General features: G+C 62.1%; 15 protein-coding genes. 4 read left to right on the forward strand and 11 right to left on the reverse strand.

Going from position 1 to position 22,052, the window contains the following annotated elements; translation table 11 throughout:
* Positions 1 to 255: 255 nt before the first annotated feature.
* From ECTHA_RS0106800 to ECTHA_RS0106830, 7 genes are all read right to left on the reverse strand, one after another.
* A complete protein-coding gene (locus ECTHA_RS0106800) occupies positions 256 to 738 on the reverse strand; it encodes an RES family NAD+ phosphorylase (RefSeq protein ID WP_025281658.1) in 483 nt (160 codons plus the stop codon).
* Positions 738 to 1,241 carry an antitoxin Xre/MbcA/ParS toxin-binding domain-containing protein gene (locus ECTHA_RS0106805; RefSeq protein WP_025281659.1) on the reverse strand — a complete coding sequence of 168 codons (504 nt, stop codon included), beginning with the start codon at positions 1,239 to 1,241 and terminating at the stop codon, positions 738 to 740. Before ECTHA_RS0106805 ends, ECTHA_RS0106800 begins: the two co-directional genes overlap by 1 nt.
* A 167-nt stretch (positions 1,242 to 1,408) precedes the next feature.
* Positions 1,409 to 2,752, reverse strand: a complete 1,344-nt coding sequence (locus ECTHA_RS0106810; RefSeq protein ID WP_025281660.1) for an ABC1 kinase family protein — start codon at positions 2,750 to 2,752, stop codon at positions 1,409 to 1,411.
* Positions 2,753 to 2,853: 101 nt separating this feature from the next.
* A complete protein-coding gene (locus tag ECTHA_RS0106815) occupies positions 2,854 to 3,516 on the reverse strand; it encodes a Crp/Fnr family transcriptional regulator (RefSeq protein ID WP_026623610.1) in 663 nt (220 codons plus the stop codon).
* A gap of 30 nt (positions 3,517 to 3,546) precedes the next feature.
* The gene (locus tag ECTHA_RS0106820; protein WP_025281661.1) at positions 3,547 to 5,313 is read right to left on the reverse strand and encodes an SLC13 family permease; all 1,767 of its coding nucleotides are present in this window, start codon (positions 5,311 to 5,313) and stop codon (positions 3,547 to 3,549) included.
* Positions 5,314 to 5,358: 45 nt separating this feature from the next.
* Complete coding sequence (locus ECTHA_RS17385) at positions 5,359 to 8,685, reverse strand: ATP-binding protein (RefSeq protein WP_025281662.1); 3,327 nt, start codon at positions 8,683 to 8,685, stop codon at positions 5,359 to 5,361.
* A 250-nt stretch (positions 8,686 to 8,935) separates the two neighbouring features.
* A complete protein-coding gene (locus ECTHA_RS0106830; protein ID WP_025281663.1) occupies positions 8,936 to 10,810 on the reverse strand; it encodes a phosphoenolpyruvate carboxykinase (GTP) in 1,875 nt (624 codons plus the stop codon).
* 238 nt (positions 10,811 to 11,048) lie between these two features.
* Here ECTHA_RS0106830 and ECTHA_RS0106835 point away from each other — a divergent pair, with 238 nt between their 5' ends.
* On the forward strand, positions 11,049 to 12,734 hold the full coding sequence (locus ECTHA_RS0106835) for a glutamine--tRNA ligase/YqeY domain fusion protein (protein WP_025281664.1): 1,686 nt from the start codon (positions 11,049 to 11,051) through the stop codon (positions 12,732 to 12,734).
* Between the two features lie 225 nt (positions 12,735 to 12,959).
* Here the strand turns inward: ECTHA_RS0106835 and ECTHA_RS20530 are convergent, their stop codons facing one another.
* The 3 genes from ECTHA_RS20530 to ECTHA_RS0106850 form a co-directional block, all read right to left on the reverse strand.
* A complete protein-coding gene (locus ECTHA_RS20530) occupies positions 12,960 to 15,257 on the reverse strand; it encodes a methyl-accepting chemotaxis protein (RefSeq protein WP_051582610.1) in 2,298 nt (765 codons plus the stop codon).
* Between the two features lie 302 nt (positions 15,258 to 15,559).
* A complete protein-coding gene (locus ECTHA_RS17395; RefSeq protein ID WP_084306798.1) occupies positions 15,560 to 16,396 on the reverse strand; it encodes an ammonia-forming cytochrome c nitrite reductase subunit c552 in 837 nt (278 codons plus the stop codon).
* Between the two features lie 166 nt (positions 16,397 to 16,562).
* Complete coding sequence (locus tag ECTHA_RS0106850) at positions 16,563 to 17,507, reverse strand: cytochrome-c peroxidase (RefSeq protein ID WP_244875619.1); 945 nt, start codon at positions 17,505 to 17,507, stop codon at positions 16,563 to 16,565.
* Positions 17,508 to 17,721: 214 nt separating this feature from the next.
* Between ECTHA_RS0106850 and msrP the strand changes: the two genes are divergently transcribed.
* From msrP to ECTHA_RS17400, 3 genes are all read left to right on the forward strand, one after another.
* The gene (gene msrP, locus ECTHA_RS0106855) at positions 17,722 to 18,669 is read left to right on the forward strand and encodes a protein-methionine-sulfoxide reductase catalytic subunit MsrP (RefSeq protein WP_025281613.1); all 948 of its coding nucleotides are present in this window, start codon (positions 17,722 to 17,724) and stop codon (positions 18,667 to 18,669) included.
* The gene (locus tag ECTHA_RS0106860) at positions 18,669 to 19,280 is read left to right on the forward strand and encodes a protein-methionine-sulfoxide reductase heme-binding subunit MsrQ (RefSeq protein ID WP_025281612.1); all 612 of its coding nucleotides are present in this window, start codon (positions 18,669 to 18,671) and stop codon (positions 19,278 to 19,280) included. The genes msrP and ECTHA_RS0106860 overlap by 1 nt, the downstream gene beginning before the upstream one ends.
* Before the next feature lie 453 nt (positions 19,281 to 19,733).
* Positions 19,734 to 20,051 carry a hypothetical protein gene (locus ECTHA_RS17400; RefSeq protein ID WP_025281611.1) on the forward strand — a complete coding sequence of 106 codons (318 nt, stop codon included), beginning with the start codon at positions 19,734 to 19,736 and terminating at the stop codon, positions 20,049 to 20,051.
* Here the strand turns inward: ECTHA_RS17400 and ECTHA_RS0106875 are convergent, their stop codons facing one another.
* The gene (locus tag ECTHA_RS0106875; protein WP_025281610.1) at positions 20,052 to 21,950 is read right to left on the reverse strand and encodes a hypothetical protein; all 1,899 of its coding nucleotides are present in this window, start codon (positions 21,948 to 21,950) and stop codon (positions 20,052 to 20,054) included. It abuts the gene before it with no gap.
* Positions 21,951 to 22,052 lie beyond the last annotated feature (102 nt).

Here is a 22,052-nt window from a genome sequence, read left to right on the forward strand (position 1 = left end):
GATTTAATAGAGACAGGGTACGCTCCGGGCGGTGGCGCACGTTCGTCGGTGCATCCACACCCTTGCTGGGTTCCCTGCCAGCCGCCAACGGCAATATGGTCTCATCCGTGCGAGATTCTGCTGGCCTTCAGGATATCAAGCTCAGCGAAACCGTTGGCCTGCCTGCCCCCAACACCGAAGGGCGAGTGACGAATGTCCGCTTGAGGCAGGGCTGGAGACCCTCATCGGTTGAGGCCGAGTGGCGGCTCTGGGTCGCTAATCGCCAAGACCTGGAAACGCTCTGGGATTGAAAATATCCCTCCGCGCTTCCACGAGCTTGATCTGCTCGGTCAACTCATGCCGCGGATTGACAACCATAATTTCACCGAGGCCTGCCGACACAGCGCAGCTCGGGACAATCAAGCCCAGGCCCGTTCCCTCTCTCAGCCACTCATCGCCGAGCCTCTGCGTGGATTCGGGATGAGGAAAGCGGGCCCAATCCTCAGGCCAATGTTCCTGCGCCAGATACTCAATGGGAATATCGTCAGGAATCTCGTACACTCCAAGGCGATAAGACGGAGGCACCATTCTCGGGGTTACGGTGTAATTCGCCATCTCCAGCATGGCGAGCGGCGCCGACAATGCAAAATAAAGCACCGGCGTACCAGGGAGATTCCAGCGAGCCCCGTCTTTGTAGCTGCCACCCAACCCGGTATAGACCTCCAGGTACTTTTCCTTCGTGATGCGGAAAATCCGCATCAGCTGAATTCCCCATACTCGATTTTGTTCAGTACCTGCGAAATCCAGCGACGACCCTCGAAGGTGTCGATCAGGTCAAGGGGGCGCTCGTCACCCAGAGCCGGTACCGGACTCTTGAACCACTGCATGGCGAGGTCATACGACTCCCAGACATCTGCTGCCTGGCGGAGCAACCGGACGGCATCCAGCACCTCCTCAGAAGTCTCCTTGGGCAGGGCTTTTCTACGGTAAACGCGACTGAGATTGCCAGAATCGATGTTCAGAATCCCCAGAAATGCTTCTCGCAGCCCCGTGGCCTCCACCACACTTTTAACCCAATCACCAGGAATGCCCTTGCGAGAGACATCGATAAACATCTTGCGACTGGAGAACACCTCTTCCGGAATGTCCCCCAGCTTTTTTCTGACCACCTCACGAGTGGCATCCACGGATGGGCGATAGGCCCTGGCCTTCCGGCCAGCGACGCTGACGCGACTTTCTTCTTTCTCCGGCTGACTGATCATAGCTCACCCCGCATCAATATGAGGCGATTGTAGCATCCAATCGATGCAGACAAGCGCAGATCAACCGTTTCTGGACGTATCTGTCCGGTGGCCCAACCCCTGCCTGGCGGCTGCAAGGGCTGGAGCGGACACGGGTGTGGCGTCATCGTCCGGTCGATATCCAGGGTCTACGGGTTGTCCAGGCCCAGGTAAGGCATCATCATCCGGCCGATATCCACCCGCGCCCGCAGCTTGCGGCATAGCAGGAACATACCCATGAACTTGCGATGCAGGAACAGGGTGGCCGGTTCGGGCATGTGGCGGAAGCGCTCGTCCAGGAACAGATCCTTGCCCCGGTAATACACCCGTTCGAACAGGTCCGAGGCGCCAAAATCATAGGGGCCCTCGTGCCGCAGCGGCTCGCCGGAGAGCAACAGCAGGTCCAGCATCTCGTTCACATCGGCCGGATCCGAGTCCTCCTTGAGATACCCCAGCTCGATGCAGGCCTGGCGCATGTCTTCTCGATCCTGAGAGTACGCCGCCTGACCCAGATGGCGGTAAACCTCCACCCAATGGGGCTGCACGCGATGGGCGGCACCGAAGTCCAGCAGGGACACGCGCCCGGACTCCATGTCGTAGAGATAGTTGCTGAAGTTGGGATCGGTCTGCACCAGCCCGAAATCGAACAGCTCCCGGAAGCCCAGGCGACTGAGCAGGGTCGCCACCCGGTCACGATCTTCCCGAGGATAGTCGCCGGAGATCATCCGGTCCACCGGCTCGCCGGGGGCAAAGTCCATGGCCAGGATATTCTCCGTGGACAAATCGGGATGCAGCCGGGGTACGAACAGGTTCGGATCATCCCCCACCATGGCGCCATAGGCCGTCAGGGACTCGGCTTCGGTCTGATAATCGGTCTCGCGGTGCAGTTGCAGGCGAGCCTCCTCGAACAAGGGCCCCAGGTCCACGCCGGCAGGCATGATGCGGAACTGGCGGAACAGGAAGGCCAGGTTGTTGATGTCGCTGTCGATGCTCTCACGCACGCCGGGAAACTGGATCTTCAGCGCCAGGGTGCGACCGTCGCGGGTTTCGGCCTTGTGCACCTGACCGATGGAGGCAGCCGCAATGGGGGTGAGATCCATGTGCTTGAACTGCTGCTCCCAGCCCTTGCCATATTCCCGATTGAGCACGCCACTGAGTTGCCCCAGGGGCATGGGCTCCGCGCCCTGGCGCAGGGCACCCATGATCTCCGAGGCCTCCTCGCTGAGCAGGTCCGTGCCGTCCATGGACATGAGCTGCCCCATCTTCATCACCGCCCCGCGCATGCGAGCCAGGCGATTGGTGAAACGCTGTGCATGCTTGCCGGGCAGATCGATGCGTGCCGGGCGACTGCCGTTGCTCTTGCGGGTGAGCTCCGTCAGGCCCTTGAAGCCGATCCCGGCCGCGAGCGTGCCGGAGGCCATGCCCAGGTGCCACAGGCGACCAAAACGGGAACTGGGGACGGGGTTGGAACGGCGTTTGCCATGATCGGACATGAATGATGCAGCCTTGTGGGCGATGTGAGTGTTTATTAGAGACTGCTAATTATGCCGGATGTTCATTGCGGGGGCATCCCGCCTGTCGCGCCCTGCCCCGACTACTCCAGCACTCGCCGAAGCCCGGACTCATTCAGCAGCACCAGGGTTTCACCCTGCACCTCCAGCAGGCCCCGTTCCCGCAGGCGGGCCAGAATGCGTGAGAGGGTCTCCGGTTTCATGGACAGCCGTGACGCAATCACCTGCTTGGGGATGGAGAGGCGCACCTGTCCGGCCTGGGAGTGGGCCTGGGCCAGCAGGTAGGACACCAGGCGATAGGTGGCATTGTGCAGGGTGAGTTCGTCGATCTGACTGAGCAATCCGTGCATGCGGCGGCTCAGGCCGCCCAGCAGTTTCAGGGCCAGATCAGGGGATTCCCCCAGAAGCTGCAGGAAGCACTCGGTGTCGAAGATCACCAGATGGGTGTCCGACAGGGCTGAGGCATTCACGGGATAACGCCGCTCATCCATGAACATCACCGCTTCGGCGAACAGTTGCCCGGACTGAATCACCTCCACCACCTTCTCGTCACCATCCCTTGAGAGCAGGTACAGCTTCATGGCCCCGCTCTTCACCAGGAAAAAATGCGGCGCCGGATCTCCCTGGGAAAACAAGGGCTCACCCGCCCGGCAGTGGCGTTCCCGCAGGGTGGACTGGATGCGCGCCAGTTGGTCGTTGTTCAGGGGCTCGAACAGGTGGAGGCGTTGAAGTTCCTGCAAGGTCATGGGCAATGTTTCCTGTCGGGAAAGTGTGGCTCACCAGCTCCAGATGAGTGGCACCAGCAGGATCACCAGGGCTCCGGTGACCAGCGTCATGGGGATGCCCGCGCGCAGATAGTCACTGAACCGATACCCCCCGGGGCCGTAGACCATCAGGTTGGTCTGGTAGCCAAACGGCGTGGCAAAACTGGCGGAGGCAGCGAACATGATGGCCACTGCGAAGGGCATCAGGCTCACACCCAGATCCTGTGCCACGGCCCAGGCAATGGGGAACATGAGCACGGCGGCGGCGTTGTTGGTGATCAGTGCCGTGAAAAGTGCGGTGAGCAGATAGATCAGCAACAGGTTCAACCAGGGCTGATCACCGGCCAGCCCGGTCACATTCAAGGCCACGGCCTGGGCCAGGCCGGTATTGTTCATGGCGGCGGCCACGCCGAAGGCAGCGGCGATGGTCAGCAGCACCGACCAATCCAGACTGCCACGGGCGGTGAACATGCTCACACACCCGCTCAGGATCATCAGCCCCGCCGCCGCCAGGGCGGCCTCCAGCATGCTGAGCAGGCCCAGGCTGGCGCTGCCAACCATGGCCACAAGAATCCCCATGGCCACCAGGGCCCGGTCATGTCGGGGCGTGGCGGAATCCTGCACCTGGGTCATGAGGAAGAAGTCCCGGCGGTTGCGATTCTGGGCCAGGAAGCTCGAACCCGCCTCCACCAGCAACGTGTCGCCCGGGCGCAAAACGATGTCGCCGATCTTGCCCCGCAGTCGCTCACCGTTGCGGGCCACGGCGATCACCACCGCGTTGTAGCGGTTGCGGAACCCCCCATCGCGGATGGTCATGCCCACCACCGGGCAGGTATTGGACACCACCACCTCCAGGAGCACCCGGTCGGAGCGCCGGCCATCCAGCTTGAACACCTGCCCGGTGGCCGGGGTGAGACCACGAATGCGCTGCAGGTCGGCCATGGACTCCACCACCCCGACGAAGATCAGCCGGTCGCCCGCCCGGAGCATTTCCTGGGGCGACACAGCGGGGATGAGGGTGCCCTGACGGTCCAGTTCCATGAGATATCCACCAGGCAGGTGGCGCAGGCCGGCCTCCTCAATGCTCCGCCCCACCAGAGGACCATCGTCCTCAACCAGCATCTCCAGGGTGTATTCCCGGGGATCGTCGATATGGCTCATGGGCGGTCGGCGATCGGGGAACAGATATCGCCCGAAGACCAGCATCACGCCCAGACCCAGAAAGGCCGCGGGTACGCCTACCCAGGCGATGTCGAACAGGCCCAGACCGGTGCCGGTCTGATCGATCAGCAGGCCATTGACCACCAGGTTGGTACTGGTGCCAATGACCGTGATCGTCCCTCCCAGGATGGCGGCAAATGACAGGGGCATCATCAGGCGCGACACCGGCAGATCCAGCTTGCGGGCCCATTCGTTCACGGCCGGGATGAGCATGCCCACCACGGGGGTGTTGTTCAAAAAGGCACTCATCACCGCCACTGGCGTGGTCAGTCTCATTTGCGCCCGCCACAGGGAGCGCGGCCGCCCGAGCAGGGACTGGACGATCCACTGGATGCCTCCAGTCTCGCGCAGGCCGGCCACCACCACGTAGAGGGCCGCCACGGTGATCACGCCCTCGTTGGAGAAACCGGCAAAGGCCTCCCGTGGGCTGACGATGCCCGCCAGCAGCAGGATCACCACGGCCCCCACGAACACCAGATCCGGGGCTGCACGCGTGAAGGTGAGCATGGCCAGCATGCCCACGATCAGCGAGGCGGTAAACCAGGCCTCAAGGATCATGATTCATCAATTTCCAGTGGTTCGTCCGCGATGGATGGATCATTCTCAATATTCTCGTGCCCGGCCTGAAGGGCCCAGTTCGCGCGTCAGCGCCTCCACCTGAGGCAGTCCATGGCGCACGGCGGGCTCATCCACGGGCATCCCCGCCAAGACGCCCTTGAGGGCGGCGGGGGTGCCTTGATAGATGCGGTACAGCTCGGCCATGATGCCGCTCAGCCGGGACGCCGCCTGCCGAAAATCACCCCTGTGCACCAGCGCCTCCAGGGCCTCGATCAGCTCCGCTGCCCGTTGGGCGCCGATGGTAGCCACATGCCCCTTGAGGGTATGCGCGATCCGTGCGGCGGTATCGCCATCTTCCTCATTCAGGGCCTGGGCCAGCGCGCCCATCTTTTCAGGCAAGTCCGGGAGAATCGTGAGCAGCATCTCGATGAGCAGTTCATGATCCCCACCCAGGCGCCGCATCACCAGTGCCAGGTCCACGCAGGGCGCAGTGGACCGGGGCTTGGAGGCCCCGGAGCTTGCACTCCCCGTATTGCAGTGACCCATCACATGATCGATGGTCCGCCCAAGCTCACCGAGGCTGATGGGCTTGAAGATGTAGTCATCCATCCCCGAGTCCAGCCCCCGCTCACGATACTCACTCAGAGCATGTGCGGTCAGTCCGATGATGGGCAACATGCGGTTGCCCTCCCCGGCACCTCCGTCGCGGATATGCCGGGTGGCATCAAAGCCGTTCATGCCAGGCATCTCTACATCCATCAACACCAGGTCGAAATGCTCAAGGCTCAGTTGCTGAAAGGCAGCCTCGGCATGGGTCACCGAAACCGTCTCATGTCCCAGACGCTTGAGCAGTTGTTCGGCCACCACCACATTGGCGGGAGTATCCTCCACGAGCAGGATCCGCCAGACACGGGACCGAGGGGCATTGTGGAATACCGCCGGGTGGGCGCCCTCGGTCATGGGCACTTTCTCGGGATCGCCGAGTTCAAGCACCACATTGAAGCCAAAGGTACTCCCCTGCCCGGGGCGACTGGTCACGTTGATGCACCCACCCATCTTCTCCACCAGCTGGCGGGTGATGGCCAGTCCGAGCCCGGTACCTCCATGGCGGCGTTTCGCCGAACCATCCACCTGAGTGAAGGTGTCGAAGATTTCCGCCTGACGGTCTTCAGGAATCCCCTCGCCGGTATCGATCACCTCGAAGCCCAGATCCACCTGCGTCCCCCGGGTACCCAGAACCCGGACTGTCACCCGAACACCGCCTTCTGCAGTGAACTTGATGGCATTCCCCACCAGATTGATGAGTATCTGCCCCAGACGGTGCATGTCACCATGCAGGTAGCGGGGCACGTCGGATGCCATCTCCAGGGCCAGTTCCAGATCCTTGTCCTGAGCAGACATTCTCAGGGTGCCCACCATCTGTTCCAGCGCATGGTGCAGATCAAAATCGGACTCCAGCAATTCCATGCGTCCGGCCTCGATCTTGGAAAGATCCAGGATGTCGTTGATCACCGCGAGCAGGTGTCGGGCCGAATGCTGAATGATCTGCATGAACTCATGGGATTGCCCCTGCACGCCTTCCAGCATCACCAGCTCGCTCAGGCCCAGGATGGCATTCATGGGAGTGCGGATCTCATGACTCATGCGGGCCAGGAACTCGCTCTTGGCCTGGTTGGCCGCCTCAGCCACCTCGCGAGCCGCAATCAACTGCCGCTCCAGGGCACGCAGATCGGTGACGTCCGAGTAATACACCATGCCACCGATGACCTCTCCCTGGTCGTTCAGGATGGGACCATTGAAGATCTGCATGGAGCGGCCGCCGAATCTTGCCTCCTCTTCAGGCGTGGAGTAGCGCACCACGGGCTGCCGGGTTCGAAAACACTCTTCCAGCGCACACTGCTGGCAAGGCCTGGTCTGCTCCCAGGCCAGTTGATAACAAGGCTGATGAAGCACCTTTTCCAGATCATTGATGCCGAACACCTCCAGCAGACTCTGGCTGGCACTGACAATCTGGTACTGCCGATCAATGATGACGATGTAGCCAGGAATATTCTCGAAGAAGGCACGCAGCCGGCTGGTGGTCTGATCCAGTTCAGCCGTGCGTTCGGCCACTCGCTGCTCAAGCAGGCGGTTCTGTTCCTGGATCTCATCAGACTGTTCCCGAACGCGCTGGAACTGATCGCTCAACTGCCGGGCCATGGCCTGGAAAGCCCGGTCCAGCTGATTGTATTCGCGGATCGTCGTCCGACGGGGATTGCGCTCCCATTGTCCCCTGGCCAGGGCATCGGCGTCCCGCCCCAGTCGCTCCATGGGCGCGGCAAGGCGACCGGCCATCAGGAACCCCAGCAATCCGGCCAGCAAAAGCACGGCCGCAATGATCATGAGGGTGGTGCGGGTCTGATCCCGAATCCCGCCCATGAAATCCTGCTCGGGTACTACCACAGCCAGGATCCAGTCCAACCCTGGCGCTGGAGCGAAGGGCCTGACCTGAAGGTATTTTTCCTCTCCTTCCGCTGAAAAATTCAGGAATTCGTCCTGGAATATGGCCACCAGGCCCCCCGGGCGCTCCTGAAGCAATTGAGCGGCAGCCTCCACCGACGCCACTCCGGACTCAGTAGCGGGAACAGGAAGGAACTGCCCTGCCTCCTCCCGGAAAAATCCCCCTTCCGGTGCCGTGGAAGCCGCCACCAGGTGACCATCGCCCTGCATGACGAATACCTGAGCATTGGGGGTCAGATTCAGCGACCGGAGAAAGGCGTGGATCTGGGTGAGTACATAGTCCACGGCGAACACCCCAAGCAACCGCCCGTCGGCGTCGTAATGGGGTCGAGAGGCCGTTAGCGCCAGGTCATGAAGGACGAAGTGACGGTAAATGGGCGTCCAGGTGGAGCGGCCTGCAGCCACGCCAGCCTGGTACCAGGGCCGGGCGCGGGGATCAAAGCCCGGGTAGACCTGCTTCAATTCCAGGGCATCACCCAATTCGCTGGTGGAAAAATTATGGGAATCCCCCCCAGTGACCTCCCCTGCACGCACCACCTGCACATCCCCATCGGCCATGCGTCGCGCCCCGTAGAATTCGCCCTCAGTGGTACCGAAAAAGGAATACGCCAGTGATGGCTGGCTTTCGATCACCCCATGGAAATAACGCTGCACCGTGGTTGAATCCTGCAGATCCAGAATACCACTGCGCAGTGCACGCGCATTGCTCTCATTGACCTGTGCAGGAATGCTCAGATACTGGGTGAGTTGATCCTCCACCCTCGCGAGCACGTCGGTGCGCAGTTGCCGGGCAATATCGTTCACCGCATCCCGACCGTCCACGATGGCCAGCCATGCCACGACGCCCGAGGCAATGAAAGTGATCAGCACCATGGGGATAGCGATCAGCCAACGCAGGGAAAGCGCAGCCCGCCGTCGTGGGGCAGGCGTGAATGTTGATGCGAGTGGGGTCTCCCGCGTATGGCCACCCATGAGCATGCTCCAGGATAAGGGGCAGGATCCCCCTGAAACCGCCCAAGTATAGAGCCGGCAGCCGGATGATCAACGTCTTCTCTTCGGGAATACTATGGGAGGGTCGAAAAACCGGCCCGACGGATTCTCCGCCGGGCCGGCTGGAACGGTTTCAGTTTTCCCGTTCAGGCGCCAGGTGCCAGTGCTCCGGCGACCGCCAAAGCCCCGAAAGCAACAACTCGCGCATGAAGAAGAACTCCTTGGGCAACTTGTCATAGAGCTTGGAGAACAGTTGCTCGTGGCCCATGAGTTCCTCCTTCCAGGCCTCCCGATCCACCTCCATCACGGTGTCGAAGTCCTTGTGCGAGAAGTCCAGACCCCGCATGTCCAGGTCCTCGTAATGGGGCATCCAGCCCACCGGGCTCTCCACCGCCGATGTCTGGCCGCGTGAACGCTCGATGATCCACTTGAGCACCCGCATGTTTTCGCCAAAACCAGGCCAGACAAAATTGCCGTACTCATCCTTCCGGAACCAGTTCACACCAAAAATTCTTGGCGGATTGGGCAGATTGCGGCCGAACTGCAACCAGTGGTTGAAGTAATCAGCCATGTGATAGCCGGCAAATGGCAGCATCGCAAAGGGATCGCGACGCACCTGGCCCACATTGCCAAAGGCAGCCGCCGTCATCTCCGAGCCCATGGTGGCGGCCAGGTAGACACCGAAGTTCCAGTTGAAGGACTGATATACCAGCGGGATGGTGGTACTGCGCCGGCCGCCGAAGATGAAGGCGCTGATGGGCACGCCCTTGGGGTTCTCCCACTCGGGATCCACACTCGGGCACTGATGGGCAGGCGCGGTGAAGCGCGCATTGGGATGGGCCACAGGGGTAGTGGAGGCCTGCTCATGTACCTGTCCCTTCCAGTTCAGGGTACCTTCGGGCGGGGTGCCCTCCATGCCTTCCCACCAGACATCGCCATCGGGGGTCACGCCCACATTGGTGAAGATGGCGTTTTCCTTCACCGACTCCATGGCGTTGGGGTTGGTCTTGTAGTTGGTGCCAGGTGCCACACCGAAATAGCCTGCCTCGGGGTTGATGGCATGGAGCTGGCCATGCTCATCCGGCTTGATCCAGGCGATGTCATCACCCACGGTGGTGATCTTCCAGCCACCCAACTCCTCGGGGGGAATCATCATGGCAAAGTTGGTCTTGCCGCAGGCGCTGGGGAAGGCGGCGGCCAGGTAGGTCTTCTCGCCTTCGGGTGACTCCGCCCCCAGGATCAGCATATGCTCCGCCAGCCAACCTTCGTCCCGGGCCATGGAAGAGGCAATGCGCAGGGCGAAGCACTTCTTGCCCAGCAGGGCATTGCCGCCATAGCCGCTGCCATAGGACATGATGGAACGCTCTTCCGGGAAGTGGACGATGTACTTCACCTCCGGATTGCAGGGCCAGGGGGCATCCTTCTGACCCGGCTCCAGGGGGGCGCCCACCGAATGCAGGCACTTGACGAAGTCGCCATCCCCCAGGGTATCGATGACCTTCCTGCCCATGCGGGTCATGATGCGCATGTTCACCACTACGTAGGGGGAGTCGGTCAGTTCCACGCCGATCTGGGAGATGGGCGAGCCGATGGGACCCATGCTGAAGGGAATCACGTACAGGGTGCGTCCGCGCATGCAGCCATCGTACAGACCGTTGAGCGTCTGCTTCATGGCGCGGGGCTCTTCCCAGTTGTTGGTCGGGCCCGCATCCTCCTTGCGCAGACTGCAGATATAGGTGCGATCCTCCACCCGGGCCACGTCGCTGGGGTCGGAGAAGCATGCAAAGCTGTTGGGCCGTTTTTTCGGGTTCAAGCGAATGAATGTGCCCGCATCCACCAGCTGCTGGGTGAAGAAGTCGTATTCCTCCTGGGAGCCATCACACCAATACACCGCATCGGGCTTGCACAGGGCCACTGTCTCCTGCACCCATTGCAGCAGCGCCTGGTTGGTCACCTGGTCGGAGTAATCGGGCCCTGGAAGGGATTGGGTTCTCGCTTGATCGTTCATGGGACCTCTCGCGTTGGTGAGTGAAAACAGCATACTCAATCTTGCGGGGGATTGTCCCCCGACCGGCAACCTGCACGCCTGCCCTATGGGACTGCCCGTTCCCGAAGGGGTTCATCCATCGACATTTCACACCAGCCGGGAAGCGCGTCAGAGGGTGTTTGCGAACGGCCCGCGCTGGCTCCCGGTTGAGCGGACACTTATAATCCCGCCCTGACTTACTCATAACGCATTGGACCCCATGACCACACCCGAACCCCAGGCCCCCACCCACTTCATCCGCAACCGTATTCGCAAGGAACTGGAGGCCGGGCAATGCCAGCAGGTGATCACCCGTTTCCCGCCCGAGCCCAACGGCTACCTGCACCTGGGCCACGCCAAGTCCATCGCCCTGAACTTCAGCATGGGCGAGGAGTTCGGGGGCTACACCAACCTGCGATTTGACGACACCAACCCGGCCAAGGAGGAGCAGCGGTATATCGACGCCATCAAGGAGGACGTCCAATGGCTGGGCTACGCCTGGAAACACGAGCGCCATGCCTCGGACTACTTCGAGCAACTCTACGAGTGGGCCCTCTACCTGATCGACCACGGGCTGGCCTATGTGGACAGCCAGGACGCCGACACCATCCGACAGCAACGGGGCACCCTGACCGAACCGGGCATCGAAAGCCCCTTCCGCGACAGACCCCGGGAGGAGAGCCGGGATCTGTTCGAGCGCATGCGCGCCGGAGAATTCCAGGACGGTGCCCATGTACTGCGGGCGCGCATCGACATGGCCTCGGGCAACATCAACCTGCGCGATCCGGTGATCTACCGCATCCGCCGGCTCACTCACCCGCGCACCGGGGATCAATGGTGCATCTACCCCAGCTACGACTTCGCACACGGTCAGAGTGATGCCATCGAGCACATCACCCATTCCCTGTGCACCCTGGAGTTCGAGGATCATCGCCCCCTCTATGACTGGCTGCTGGAGCACCTGCCGGTGCCCTCGCGCCCGGTGCAGATCGAGTTCTCGCGGCTGAACCTGGATTTCACCGTGCTCTCCAAGCGCCGTCTCACCCGACTGGTGGACGAGGGCCATGTGCATGGCTGGGATGATCCACGTCTGCCCACCCTGGCTGGCATCCGTCGCCGGGGTTTCACGCCCCAGTCCATCCGCCAGTTCTGCCAGGAGATCGGTGTCACCAAGGCGGATTCCATCATTCCCTTTGGTGTACTGGAAAACGCGCTGCGCAACGACCTGAACGAGCGGGCACCGCGCACCATGGCCGTGCTCAAACCCTTGAAACTGGTGCTGACCAACTTCCCCGAGGGCGAGACGGAATGGCTGGAATCCGCCGTGCACCCCCAGAAACCGGAAATGGGCACGCGACAGGTGGCCATGACACGGGAGATCTACATTGAGGCGGATGATTTCATGGAAGAGGCCCCGAAAAAGTTCTTCCGGCTCAAGCCGGGCGGCGAGGTGCGCCTGCGTAATGCCTTCATCATCCGCTGTGACGAGGTGATCAAGGATGAATCCGGCCAGGTGGTGGAACTGCGTTGCAGCCTGGATCCGGAGACCCGCTCCGGGCAGCCGGGGGCGGATCGCAAGGTGAAGGGCACCATCCACTGGGTGTCGGCGGCGCATTCGGTGTCCGCCCAGGTACGCCTGTACGACAGGCTGTTTCAGGTACCCCATCCGGCGGGTGACAAGGACAAGGATTTCATCGAACACATCAATCCCGAATCCCTGGTCATCCTGGAAAATGCTCGCCTGGAACCGGCTGCGGCCAAGGCCGCGCCGGGTGAGTGCTTTCAGTTCGAGCGCCTGGGGTATTTCGTACCGGACCCGGATGGCACGCTGGAGCGGCCGGTGTTCAATCGGGCGGTGACGCTGCGGGATACCTGGGCCAAGCTGGAGAAGCAGATGCGGGGCTGACGGGGCCAACGCTCACGCATCATTGAACACCCCCCTCATCCCCGGCCCTTCTCCCCGAGGGGCAGAAGGGAGCGTCCATAACTGAACCTTGGTGCTTTCACATCAAGCCCCTCTCCCCTGCGGAGAGAGGGGTGGGGAAAGTGGAACAGGCCCAGGTCCAGCCAGCGCCCCCTCTCCCCTGCGGGGAGAGGGTCAGGGGTGAGGGGCGCGGCGGGCACGTGACCATCAGGGCTTCGGCAGCGCCGGTGCGGGGGTGTTGCCGCCCACCAGCTTGCCGCCGCTGCCCAGGTCATCCACCCGGAACACACTCACGGCCCTGGCCAGACCCTGGGCCTGCTCCTCCAGCGACTCGGCTGCTGCCGCGGCTTCTTCCACCAGCGAGGCATTCTGCTGGGTCACCTCGTCCATCTGAGTGACGGCGCTGTTCACCTGCTCGATGCCCGTGGTCTGCTCGTCCGAGGCGGCGGCGATCTCGTTGATCAGGTCCGACACGCGTTTCACCTGCCCGACCATCTCTTCCATGGCCTTGCCGGCATCCAGCACCAGCCGACTGCCCTTCTCCGTGGTTTCGGCGTTCTCTGCAATCAGATCCTTGATCTCCTTGGCAGCCGAGGCAGAACGTTGCGCCAGGTTGCGCACCTCCCCGGCAACCACCGCAAAACCCCGCCCCTGTTCACCCGCACGTGCCGCCTCCACGGCAGCGTTCAGGGCCAGGATATTTGTCTGGAAGGCGATGCCGTCGATCACGGTGATGATGTCGCTGATCTTCTCTGAACTGGCAGTGATCGCCTTGATGGATTCCACCGCATCATCCACCTTCTGGCCGCCGTGCTGGGCCACGGAACTGGCCTGATTGGACATCTCGCTGGCTTGGCGCGCATTGTCAGCATTCTGTTTCACGGTGGAGGTCAGTTCCTCCATGCTCGAGGCGGTTTGCTCAAGACTCGAGGCCTGCTCTTCCGTGCGCTGGGACAGGTCCGTATTTCCCACGGCGATCTCCCGGGAGGCGGTGTTGATGGCATCCACGGATTCCTTGATCTGACCGATGAGATCCCGCAGGCGGGCCACGGTCTTGTTGGTATCGTCCTTGAGCTCGCCGAAAGTGCCTTCATAGTCGCCGGTCACCTGTTTGGTCAGGTCGCCCTCGGAGACGGCTTCCAGCACGGCGGCCACTTCGGACAAACCGGCGGAGGTTGTCGCCATCAGGGTGTTCACGCCATCCCCCAGGCGCTTGAAGAACCCTTCCAGCTCTTCGGTATCCACCCGACGGCTGAAGTCGCCCTTGACCGCCCCATCCACCAGCGAGGTGACCTCGGTCTCCACATGAACCTCGCTGGTGCGGTCCACCCACTCCATCACGGTACCCACACGCTGACCCTGGGCGTCCACAATCGGGCTTGCGATCAAGCGGAATATACAACCGCCGATGTCCAGCTCCGTGCGCACCAGTGTGCGGGTGTTTTCCATCTTCTGGCGCGCCTCGCCCAGCTTGTCACGGAAGACGTCCAGCTTTGCCCCCAGCAAGGCCCCGGCGTCAAAGCCCGGCAACTCGGTGCGGATATCCTCACCGGCCTCCTGGAACATCGTTTCGAGGGCCCGGTTGGTATAGATGATCTTCATGTCGGGTGCCGCCACCATGACGCTTGAGGACACATTGTCCAGGGCAAAGCGCACCCGCAGATTCTCCGCTGCCACACGACGTGTTTCCGTGATATCCGCCTTCAGCTTGCCCTGCATGTCGGCGAGATTGCCCAGGACCTTGCCGATCTCGTCGTTGCGGGTGATGACGATTTCGTTATCCAGATTGCCGTCCGAAATGGCCTCAAAATAGCCCACCGCCCGGTTCAGCGGCGTAACGATGGCGCGGATCAGCAGGAAGCCCATCAAGGCCGAAATCAGTACGCCCGCCGCAATCATGATCACGGCCAGGTTGCGGGTGGTCTCATAGGCAGAAACTGCCGACTCGAACTCCTGACTGCCCACATTCAACTGCAGCTGTAGCAGCGCCCGCGCCAACTCAGTCGCCTCCCCGAACAGGGGATTGGTCACCTCGATCATGCGAATGTTGGCTTCCGCGTATTGACCTTCCTCGTAAAGCCGCACGCTCTCCAACAGGCCCTCACGCACGAAGCGCCCTCGCCGATCCGCGAACTGCGAAGCCAGGCGCTCTTCTTCCGGGGTGAGGAAGGTCTCCATGTAGGCACTCCAGACCTGGTCGATCCGACGGATGTTTTCCCTCACCTGGTTGGTGTGCAGTTGAATGGGATGGTCATGCAGTCGGCTCTCTTCCAGCCGCGGGTCGTGCATGGCCGCCAGGTTGAGCTGGATGATATTGGCCTGCATCAGACTCTCGATCTCGGCAATCTGCTGGGAAGGGATGAGCCGATCATCGTAGACGGTCTCGAGACCATCGTTGGCAGCCTGCATCCCGGTCAAACCCATGCCACCGATCACCATCAGCAACGCAGAGAGGAAGGCAATCACCACAATCAAACGCACTTTGAGACTGATATTCTTGAGCACCTGTTATTCTCCGGATGATCGTGCCTGGGTAATCGCGCTGCACAACAGGCTTTGGGCCGTGCCGAAAAGGACGTTTCTGATATATCGGCATTCGAGCCGCTCTCTGAAGCCCCGCGCCGGGGGCATCCATCAAGTCAGGCCCTGATCCGACAGGTCGTCTGCCTCCAGCCACCTGAGAAGCACCTTGTGGACTGAGCCAGGAGTTCCTCGCGCTCGCGCAGACGAGCCTCGGAATCGGCTGGAACCCGGGTCATTTCAGTACCATCACGGGTGGGGATGAGGGTCCGGACACATCGGTGCGCTCAGCGATCCCGCTGTGCCCTCACGCTGAGCACGTGCCCCAATTCATGGCAGGCCATGCAGAATTCGGCTGCCTCCATGTAGCGTTCATGACACGCCGCAAAGCGGTAGATGTCCTCCGGGTTCATGCCCTTGGCCCAGGGCAGGTGCGGCTTGGCCGCCACGCCGTGCTCGCCGGTCTCGAAGTAATACTCCACGTGGCACTGCGCACACACCAGGGAACGCATCTCGTCCCGGGATGCCTCTCGCCAATCGCGGCCCTGACGCGCCAGGGCCTCCTTGAGGGGCACACTGGTGAGGGTCAGACGCATCCGGTCGGCGGGGTCATGGCAGTTGGTGCAGCCCACGGTGTGGTGTACGGGATCGTGCATTTCCCGAAAGTCATGAAAATTTTGCGACCAGAAATCATCGCCGTGGCGTTCCAGCAACTGCGGCATGGTGTTGGTCTTGCAGTTCCAGCAGGTGGCCGGCAGGCCGGCATGCTCGCTGAACCGGTTCACCCGGTCCGTCTTGGTCACGTCGGTCAGGGCAAAGGTGTGTCCCCGGGCCCGGTCGTAGTGATACATGAAGGGATAGCCCAGCCAGAGATTCTTGAGATAGGGCTGGGCGTGCTTGTAGCCGATGGGCAGGGGGTTGAAGTCGTCATGCTTGCGATGGGGCACCGACCCACCGAACTCGGTCATGACCGTGTCATCGTTGTTTTTCAGATAGGACTCGTACTGAGGTAGATGCCTGAAGGCAGCATTCCCCTCACCCAGGGATGATGCCTCCTCGGACGAGGCGGAAACCGTGGCCGTCGCCACGAGTAACATGGTGACCAGGGTGAAGATCCGACGCATGGTGCCCTCCCGGTTCACGCCGGGCCGTGACCCGGGTGATCTGTCTCTCCACCGAGAATAGACGGGCAGTGCGGTTTTTTCCCGAACCCCGGTCATTGACATGCCCGAAAGTCGTGGCGCCCGGACCATGCCGGGCACCACGAGGTGGCCGATGATCAGAGGATGATCACGGCAGCGCCGGGAAGGTCACCTGCGGCATCTCGCCAGTCATGGCATGCAGGAAGGCCACGATGTCGTCCACTGCATCCTCTTCCAGCTTGCGGCCCAGCATCTGCTCACCCATCAACTGCACGGCATCGTGCAGATTATCCACACTGCCGTTGTTGAAGTAGGGATAGGTGACCGCTACGTTTCGCAGGGTGGGGGTACGGAAGGCAAACCGATCCCGTTCCTCGCCGGTGATCACGTAACGTCCCTCATCCGTGGAGCCCGGCAACTCGAAGCGGTGAAAGCGGCTGTCGGTCATGTTGGGCCCCCGGTGACACGCGATGCAGCCACTGTTCACGAAGGCCACCATGCCCCGCTTCTGCTGTTCGCTCATGGCCTGGTTGTCGCCGCGCAGGTAGCGATCGAAGGGTGAGTTGGGCGTGTTCAGGGTGCGCTGGAAGCTGGCCAGGGCCTGGGCCACGCTGTCGGCCTCCAGGGGCTCGTCCTTTTCGGGGAAGGCCTCGGCAAAGCGTTCCACATACTCATCGAACTTCGCCAGCTCCTTCAGGGCATCGCCCAGGTCCATGGCCATTTCCACGTCCGCCTCGATGGGCCCCAGGGCCTGCCCTTCCAGGTCGGGCTCGCGACCGTCCCAGAACTGAGCCTCCAGGAAGCCGGAGTTCAGCACCGTGGGAGTGTTGCGTTCACCCACCTGCCCTTCATGCCCCACGGCCAGGGGGATGCGGTCTGCCCAGCCCAGGGCGGGGTTGTGGCAGGAGGCGCAGCTGATCACGCCACTGGCGGAGATGCGTGGTTCGAAGAACAGCATCTTGCCCAATTCGATCTTCTCAGGGGTCAGGGAGTTGTCGGCCGGGATCGGCGGCAACGCCGGCAGTGGTTCAAAATAGTCCCTGTAGCTTTCAAAATCCTGTGCAGTGGCCGTCTGCAGGGTCGCAGCCCCCATCAATAACGCTGCTGGAAGAACGCCAGCCATCGTACGTGCCCATGTTTTCATCATGATCTCCTTTTACTTCACCTGTTGCGTCTCATTGAATTAGACTAATTCTAAATACCTTTTTACGACGAACCTCGGGGCTGTTCAACGTATTCAGTCCAGTAATGGTCAAAGCCATGAGCCTGATCAACTAACCACCCATTACAATGCGAGGGGTGCCTGCATGGCCCGTTACCGCTATCCCGTTCCACCCAGTCATGAGATCACCCCCAGGGAGCTATACGCCCAACGCAGACGTTTCATGAAGCAGGCTGCGGTCGTGCTGGGTGCCGCCGCTCTCCCCGGCTTGTTCCCGGGCAGCGCCCTGGCCTGGCGCGACCGGGTATCCGACGTCGCACCAGGGCGTTTTAACACCGATGAAGCCCTCACCGATCGTGAGACGGCCACGAGTTACAACAATTTCTTCGAGTTCGGCACCGGCAAGGAAGACCCCAAGAGGCATGCCCAGCAGTTGCGTACCGATCCCTGGTCGGTGCGTATCGAAGGCGAGGTGGACCGGCCAGGTGTCTACACCCTGGAGGACATTCTCAAGCCCCATGACCTGGAGGAACGCATCTACAGGCTACGCTGCGTGGAGGCCTGGTCCATGGTCATCCCCTGGGTGGGGTTTCCCCTGGGGGACCTCCTCCGGCGCTTTGAACCCACTTCCCGCGCCCGCTTTGTGGAATTCGAGACCCTGCACGACCCCGAGCAGATGCCGGGCCAGCGTCGCGACATCCTGGACTGGCCCTATCGGGAGGGCCTGCGTCTGGACGAGGCCATGCATCCCCTTACCCTGCTGGCGGTGGGCATGTATGGCGAGGTGCTGCCGAACCAGAATGGCGCGCCGCTGCGCCTGGTGGTCCCCTGGAAATACGGCTTCAAGAGCATCAAATCCATCGTCGCCATCCGCCTGGTGGAGGATCAGCCGGTAGGATCCTGGGAGGCCAGCCAACCCAGGGAATACGGCTTTTACGCCAACGTGAACCCGAACGTGCGCCATCCACGTTGGCACCAGGCCACGGAACGTCGCCTGGGCGAACGTGGGCGCCGGCGTACATTGATGTTCAACGGCTACGAGGAACAGGTGGCCGCCCTGTACACCGGCATGGATCTGGAGAAGCATTTCTGATGCAGCAACAGCGCACGCGCTCGTTTCCCTGGCACACCCTGGCGCGCCTGGCCGTACTGGCCACCGCGCTGACACCACTGTTCTGGATGGCGTGGGCCTGGCATACGGATCATCTGGGGGTGTTCCCGGAGGAGACCCTGCTGCATCACCTGGGTCGCTGGGGGCTCTACTGGCTGCTGGCCACCCTGGCCCTGGGGCCCGCGTTTCGCCTGACCGGGTGGACGGCATTCATGGCCGTGCGCCGGCAGATGGGCCTTTGGGCCTTCACCTACCTGAGCCTGCACCTGTTGGTCTGGCTCGGCCTGGAGCAGGCCTGGTTCTGGGACTTCATCGTCGAGGAGATGGCCCGCATGCTGCACCTGCAGGTGGGGTTGATCAGTCTGCTGCTGCTTGTGCCACTGGTGCTCACATCCGTGCGGCGCGCCCAGGCATTACTCGGTCCCCGCCGATGGCAATGGCTGCATCGGCTGGGGTATCTATCTGCGGCCGGTGGCATCTGGCATTTCGCCCTGGTGGACCGGGGGGACCGTCCCGAGGTACTGGTAAGCGCCATCGTTCTCATGGGGCTGATCGGCTTTCGCCTGGGCGATGGGCTGTTATCCCGTTCCTGAGGTGACCACCCTGCCGGCTTCACATGGGGCGCACCCCGCGGTAAACTGTGTACGTTGTCGCGCCCTTGTGCGCACGGCACTTGTCTAGCAACAGAGGCGTTTTCCAACGATGGACAGTTGTTGTAGATGCATGCGCGCCGAGGCCCTCGCTGGCCCGCGACCGACATGCCGCGACGTCCGTCAGGGTCAGTCCTCCGCGCGGTAACCCCTTGCCGCTCCAGGGCTTCCTGATGTGTCGCCGCCGTCGGCGCAGTCAGGGAGCTTGAAATCCCCGCAGGCATTCACCCAGACGCGTGACCTCAACTCAGGTTCGCGCCTCGGGTTTTGTGTCTGCCTGTGTTTCCTCTCGACCGCTCTTCGAGGTCCTCTCGTGCATGCCCACACGGCCAACAAGGCCGTCACGTACCCCATGCATCGTCAACCCGTGCTGCCCCCGGCAGCCAGGAGAGGCCCATGAACCGGATTGCCCATAACCTCACCCGTCTTTTGAATCGCGCCATGCTGTCGGTGGATTTTCCCAACACACCCGGCACCAGCCCCGCTGGCCGCCCCGTCAGCCCGAAGGTCGTTTATCGCGCCTGTTGCCACGGTGAATTCGGCTCCGCCCGCCTGAACTTCCTGCAACTGGCGGAAAAGTCGCAGATCCTTGTGCTACGCAGCCTGGATGACCACACGGCGCGACGCCTCACCCGGGGGCTGCCGGAGAGCACACTGGCCCGCCTGAATCGACACATGCCAGAGCAGGCCAAGAGCCGCCCACCCCAGCCCTGATCACGGCAGGACCCGGCGGGCCTGGGCCAGCGCCCGGTACCACTTGCGTCGGGGCGCGGGAACCACCGGGGGACGCTGACTCAGCAGGTTCATTCGGGGCATCTCCTCGGCCTGACTTTGGGAAATCATGCTCAACACCTGCTCTCTGGCCCCGTAGGTCTCCTTGAGAAACTCACACGCATCCTCTGTCAGTTGCACCCGGTAGTGCTTCACCAGGACCAGGGCCAGCCGTTCTGCCGGCTGGCTCATATCCTGTTCCACGTCCTGAGCCATCGCCTCGCCCAGGGCACGCTTATCCTGAGCGCTCATCCCCGGCTCCAGCCCCCCCAGGTAACTGGCATTGGTGGCACCCACACCCCGCTGCACCTCCGCCCGGGACAGTTGCACATGCGGCTCCAGCGCCAGGGCCACTTCCACGGCCAATTGCCGGGCCCCCTCCAGGGTCAGCGCACGACGACGCCCGTCCTGACGCGTGAAAAAGCGCCGACCACGTTTCTCCAGATGTTCACCGTGAAGGTAATTGACGATGTGGCTGCAAAAAGCCTCCCGGGCATCCTCATCCAGGCTGACCACCTTCTCGACAATCCGCAGGCCCTTGCTGCCTGGCCCCAGGCGCAACTGACCGGTTTCCTCGCCAAACGCAGAAACGAACCGCTCCCAATCCTCCGCTGCCTTGAGAAACTCCGCGTGCACGCGACCGATATCCTTGAAGGCCTCATGAGCCATGCGGTAAAGCCGTACGGCATTGGCAAGGATATCGCCTTGGCGCCGTATATCACCCGAGGTGACGCCGTCAGGAAGATCGCCGACCCGCCCGCTCAGTTCGGAAAGATCCCGTGCCATGCCATCCAGTGCCTGGAGCACACGTTCCACCAGCACGGGTGTCGACAATCCTTCCGGCACCTCCTCGTAGGGTAGGGCCTCGGCCTCCACCAGCCAGGAGGCCAGCGCACGGATCCGGTTGCCCCCCGCGGCCTGGGCTATGCGGTAGCGACTGCGCTGCTCCTCCAGCCGGTCCAGTGCTGCGGCCAGACGCCACTTTCCCCTGTAACTGAACAGCAGCAGGGGAATCTCGCGACCATTGATCAGTTCGAAAGCCAATACCAGCATGGCCTCCACGTCGGCTGCCGTCATCAACAGGGGATTGTCCTGCTCGATGGCGGCCATCACGCGTTCCACGAAGAACTCGTCCCTGGGCGTACCATGCTGCAGTTTGGGCGCCCCACCCATGTAACGCTCGCGCAGGATGGAGGCAGCGATGGGAGCCACGGGCTGAAGCTCCGAAAGGGCCTTGTCGAAACGCTTCCCATGCTCCAGATGCAGATCCCGGATACGGCTGTACAGGCCCGCCCGACGAAGATGATCAATATGGGCCAGTGTCTGGCCCAATTCCGGGTCTCCGATCAGCTCCTCGCAGGCAAAGGCCACCCCATCCGGCGACAGATCCACGCGCTGCAGCAGCTGGACAGCCGCCTCCCGGCGGCGAACATCCACTTCAAAACCCTCCATGGAGAGATCACGAACAGCCAGAATGAGGTCACCGAGGATATCAATGGTTTCCAGCACATCCGCCCGGGCCTGCTCCTTGGACATGCCGTGGGTGCTGTCGTAAACAATCGTGGCAAGCAGACCGATCAGGCCCGAGAGGATGGTAAAGCTGATGAAATAGGTGAGAAGCTGGGGAGACGGAGCTTGTCCGTAGCCGATGTAGTAGCCACCGTAGAGGCCCAGGCCGGTGACCGGACCGGCGGTCCAGACAAGCTTCAGGAGATTACGGGAGACGCGCACACGCCTGACGGCCCGCGTCACGCGTTCCATCTTCTCGTTTTCCGCCCGCCCCAGGGAAACACCGTCCTGCTGTCGGGGGCGCCTAAAACGACTGAACTGGCTCCATTTCACTTCAAGTCATTCCGTGGGAGCCTGCGGGGACTGTCCTCAGGGAGGCAGTGCACCGCCTCGCGGGCGACGACCGCCCGCGGACAACGCCATGGCACAAGAGAC

This window comes from Ectothiorhodospira haloalkaliphila ATCC 51935 (assembly GCF_000633935.1).
Taxonomy (GTDB): Bacteria; Pseudomonadota; Gammaproteobacteria; order Ectothiorhodospirales; family Ectothiorhodospiraceae; genus Ectothiorhodospira; species Ectothiorhodospira haloalkaliphila.

Bases quoted from the DNA above. Each gene is read 5' to 3' on its own strand.
- ECTHA_RS0106850 (WP_244875619.1), bottom strand. From the start codon at position 17,507: ATGGGGGCTGCGACCCTGCAGACGGCCACTGCACAGGATTTTGAAAGC.
- ECTHA_RS0106810 (WP_025281660.1), bottom strand. From the start codon at position 2,752: ATGTCCGATCATGGCAAACGCCGTTCCAACCCCGTCCCCAGTTCCCGT.
- ECTHA_RS0106805 (WP_025281659.1), bottom strand. From the start codon at position 1,241: ATGATCAGTCAGCCGGAGAAAGAAGAAAGTCGCGTCAGCGTCGCTGGC.
- ECTHA_RS17385 (WP_025281662.1), bottom strand. From the start codon at position 8,685: ATGGTGCTGATCACTTTCATTGCCTCGGGCGTCGTGGCATGGCTGGCC.
- msrP (WP_025281613.1), top strand. From the start codon at position 17,722: ATGGCCCGTTACCGCTATCCCGTTCCACCCAGTCATGAGATCACCCCC.
- ECTHA_RS17395 (WP_084306798.1), bottom strand. From the start codon at position 16,396: ATGCGTCGGATCTTCACCCTGGTCACCATGTTACTCGTGGCGACGGCC.
- ECTHA_RS0106820 (WP_025281661.1), bottom strand. From the start codon at position 5,313: ATGATCCTTGAGGCCTGGTTTACCGCCTCGCTGATCGTGGGCATGCTG.
- ECTHA_RS0106830 (WP_025281663.1), bottom strand. From the start codon at position 10,810: ATGAACGATCAAGCGAGAACCCAATCCCTTCCAGGGCCCGATTACTCC.
- ECTHA_RS17400 (WP_025281611.1), top strand. From the start codon at position 19,734: ATGAACCGGATTGCCCATAACCTCACCCGTCTTTTGAATCGCGCCATG.
- ECTHA_RS0106835 (WP_025281664.1), top strand. From the start codon at position 11,049: ATGACCACACCCGAACCCCAGGCCCCCACCCACTTCATCCGCAACCGT.
- ECTHA_RS0106800 (WP_025281658.1), bottom strand. From the start codon at position 738: ATGCGGATTTTCCGCATCACGAAGGAAAAGTACCTGGAGGTCTATACC.
- ECTHA_RS0106860 (WP_025281612.1), top strand. From the start codon at position 18,669: ATGCAGCAACAGCGCACGCGCTCGTTTCCCTGGCACACCCTGGCGCGC.
- ECTHA_RS0106815 (WP_026623610.1), bottom strand. From the start codon at position 3,516: ATGACCTTGCAGGAACTTCAACGCCTCCACCTGTTCGAGCCCCTGAAC.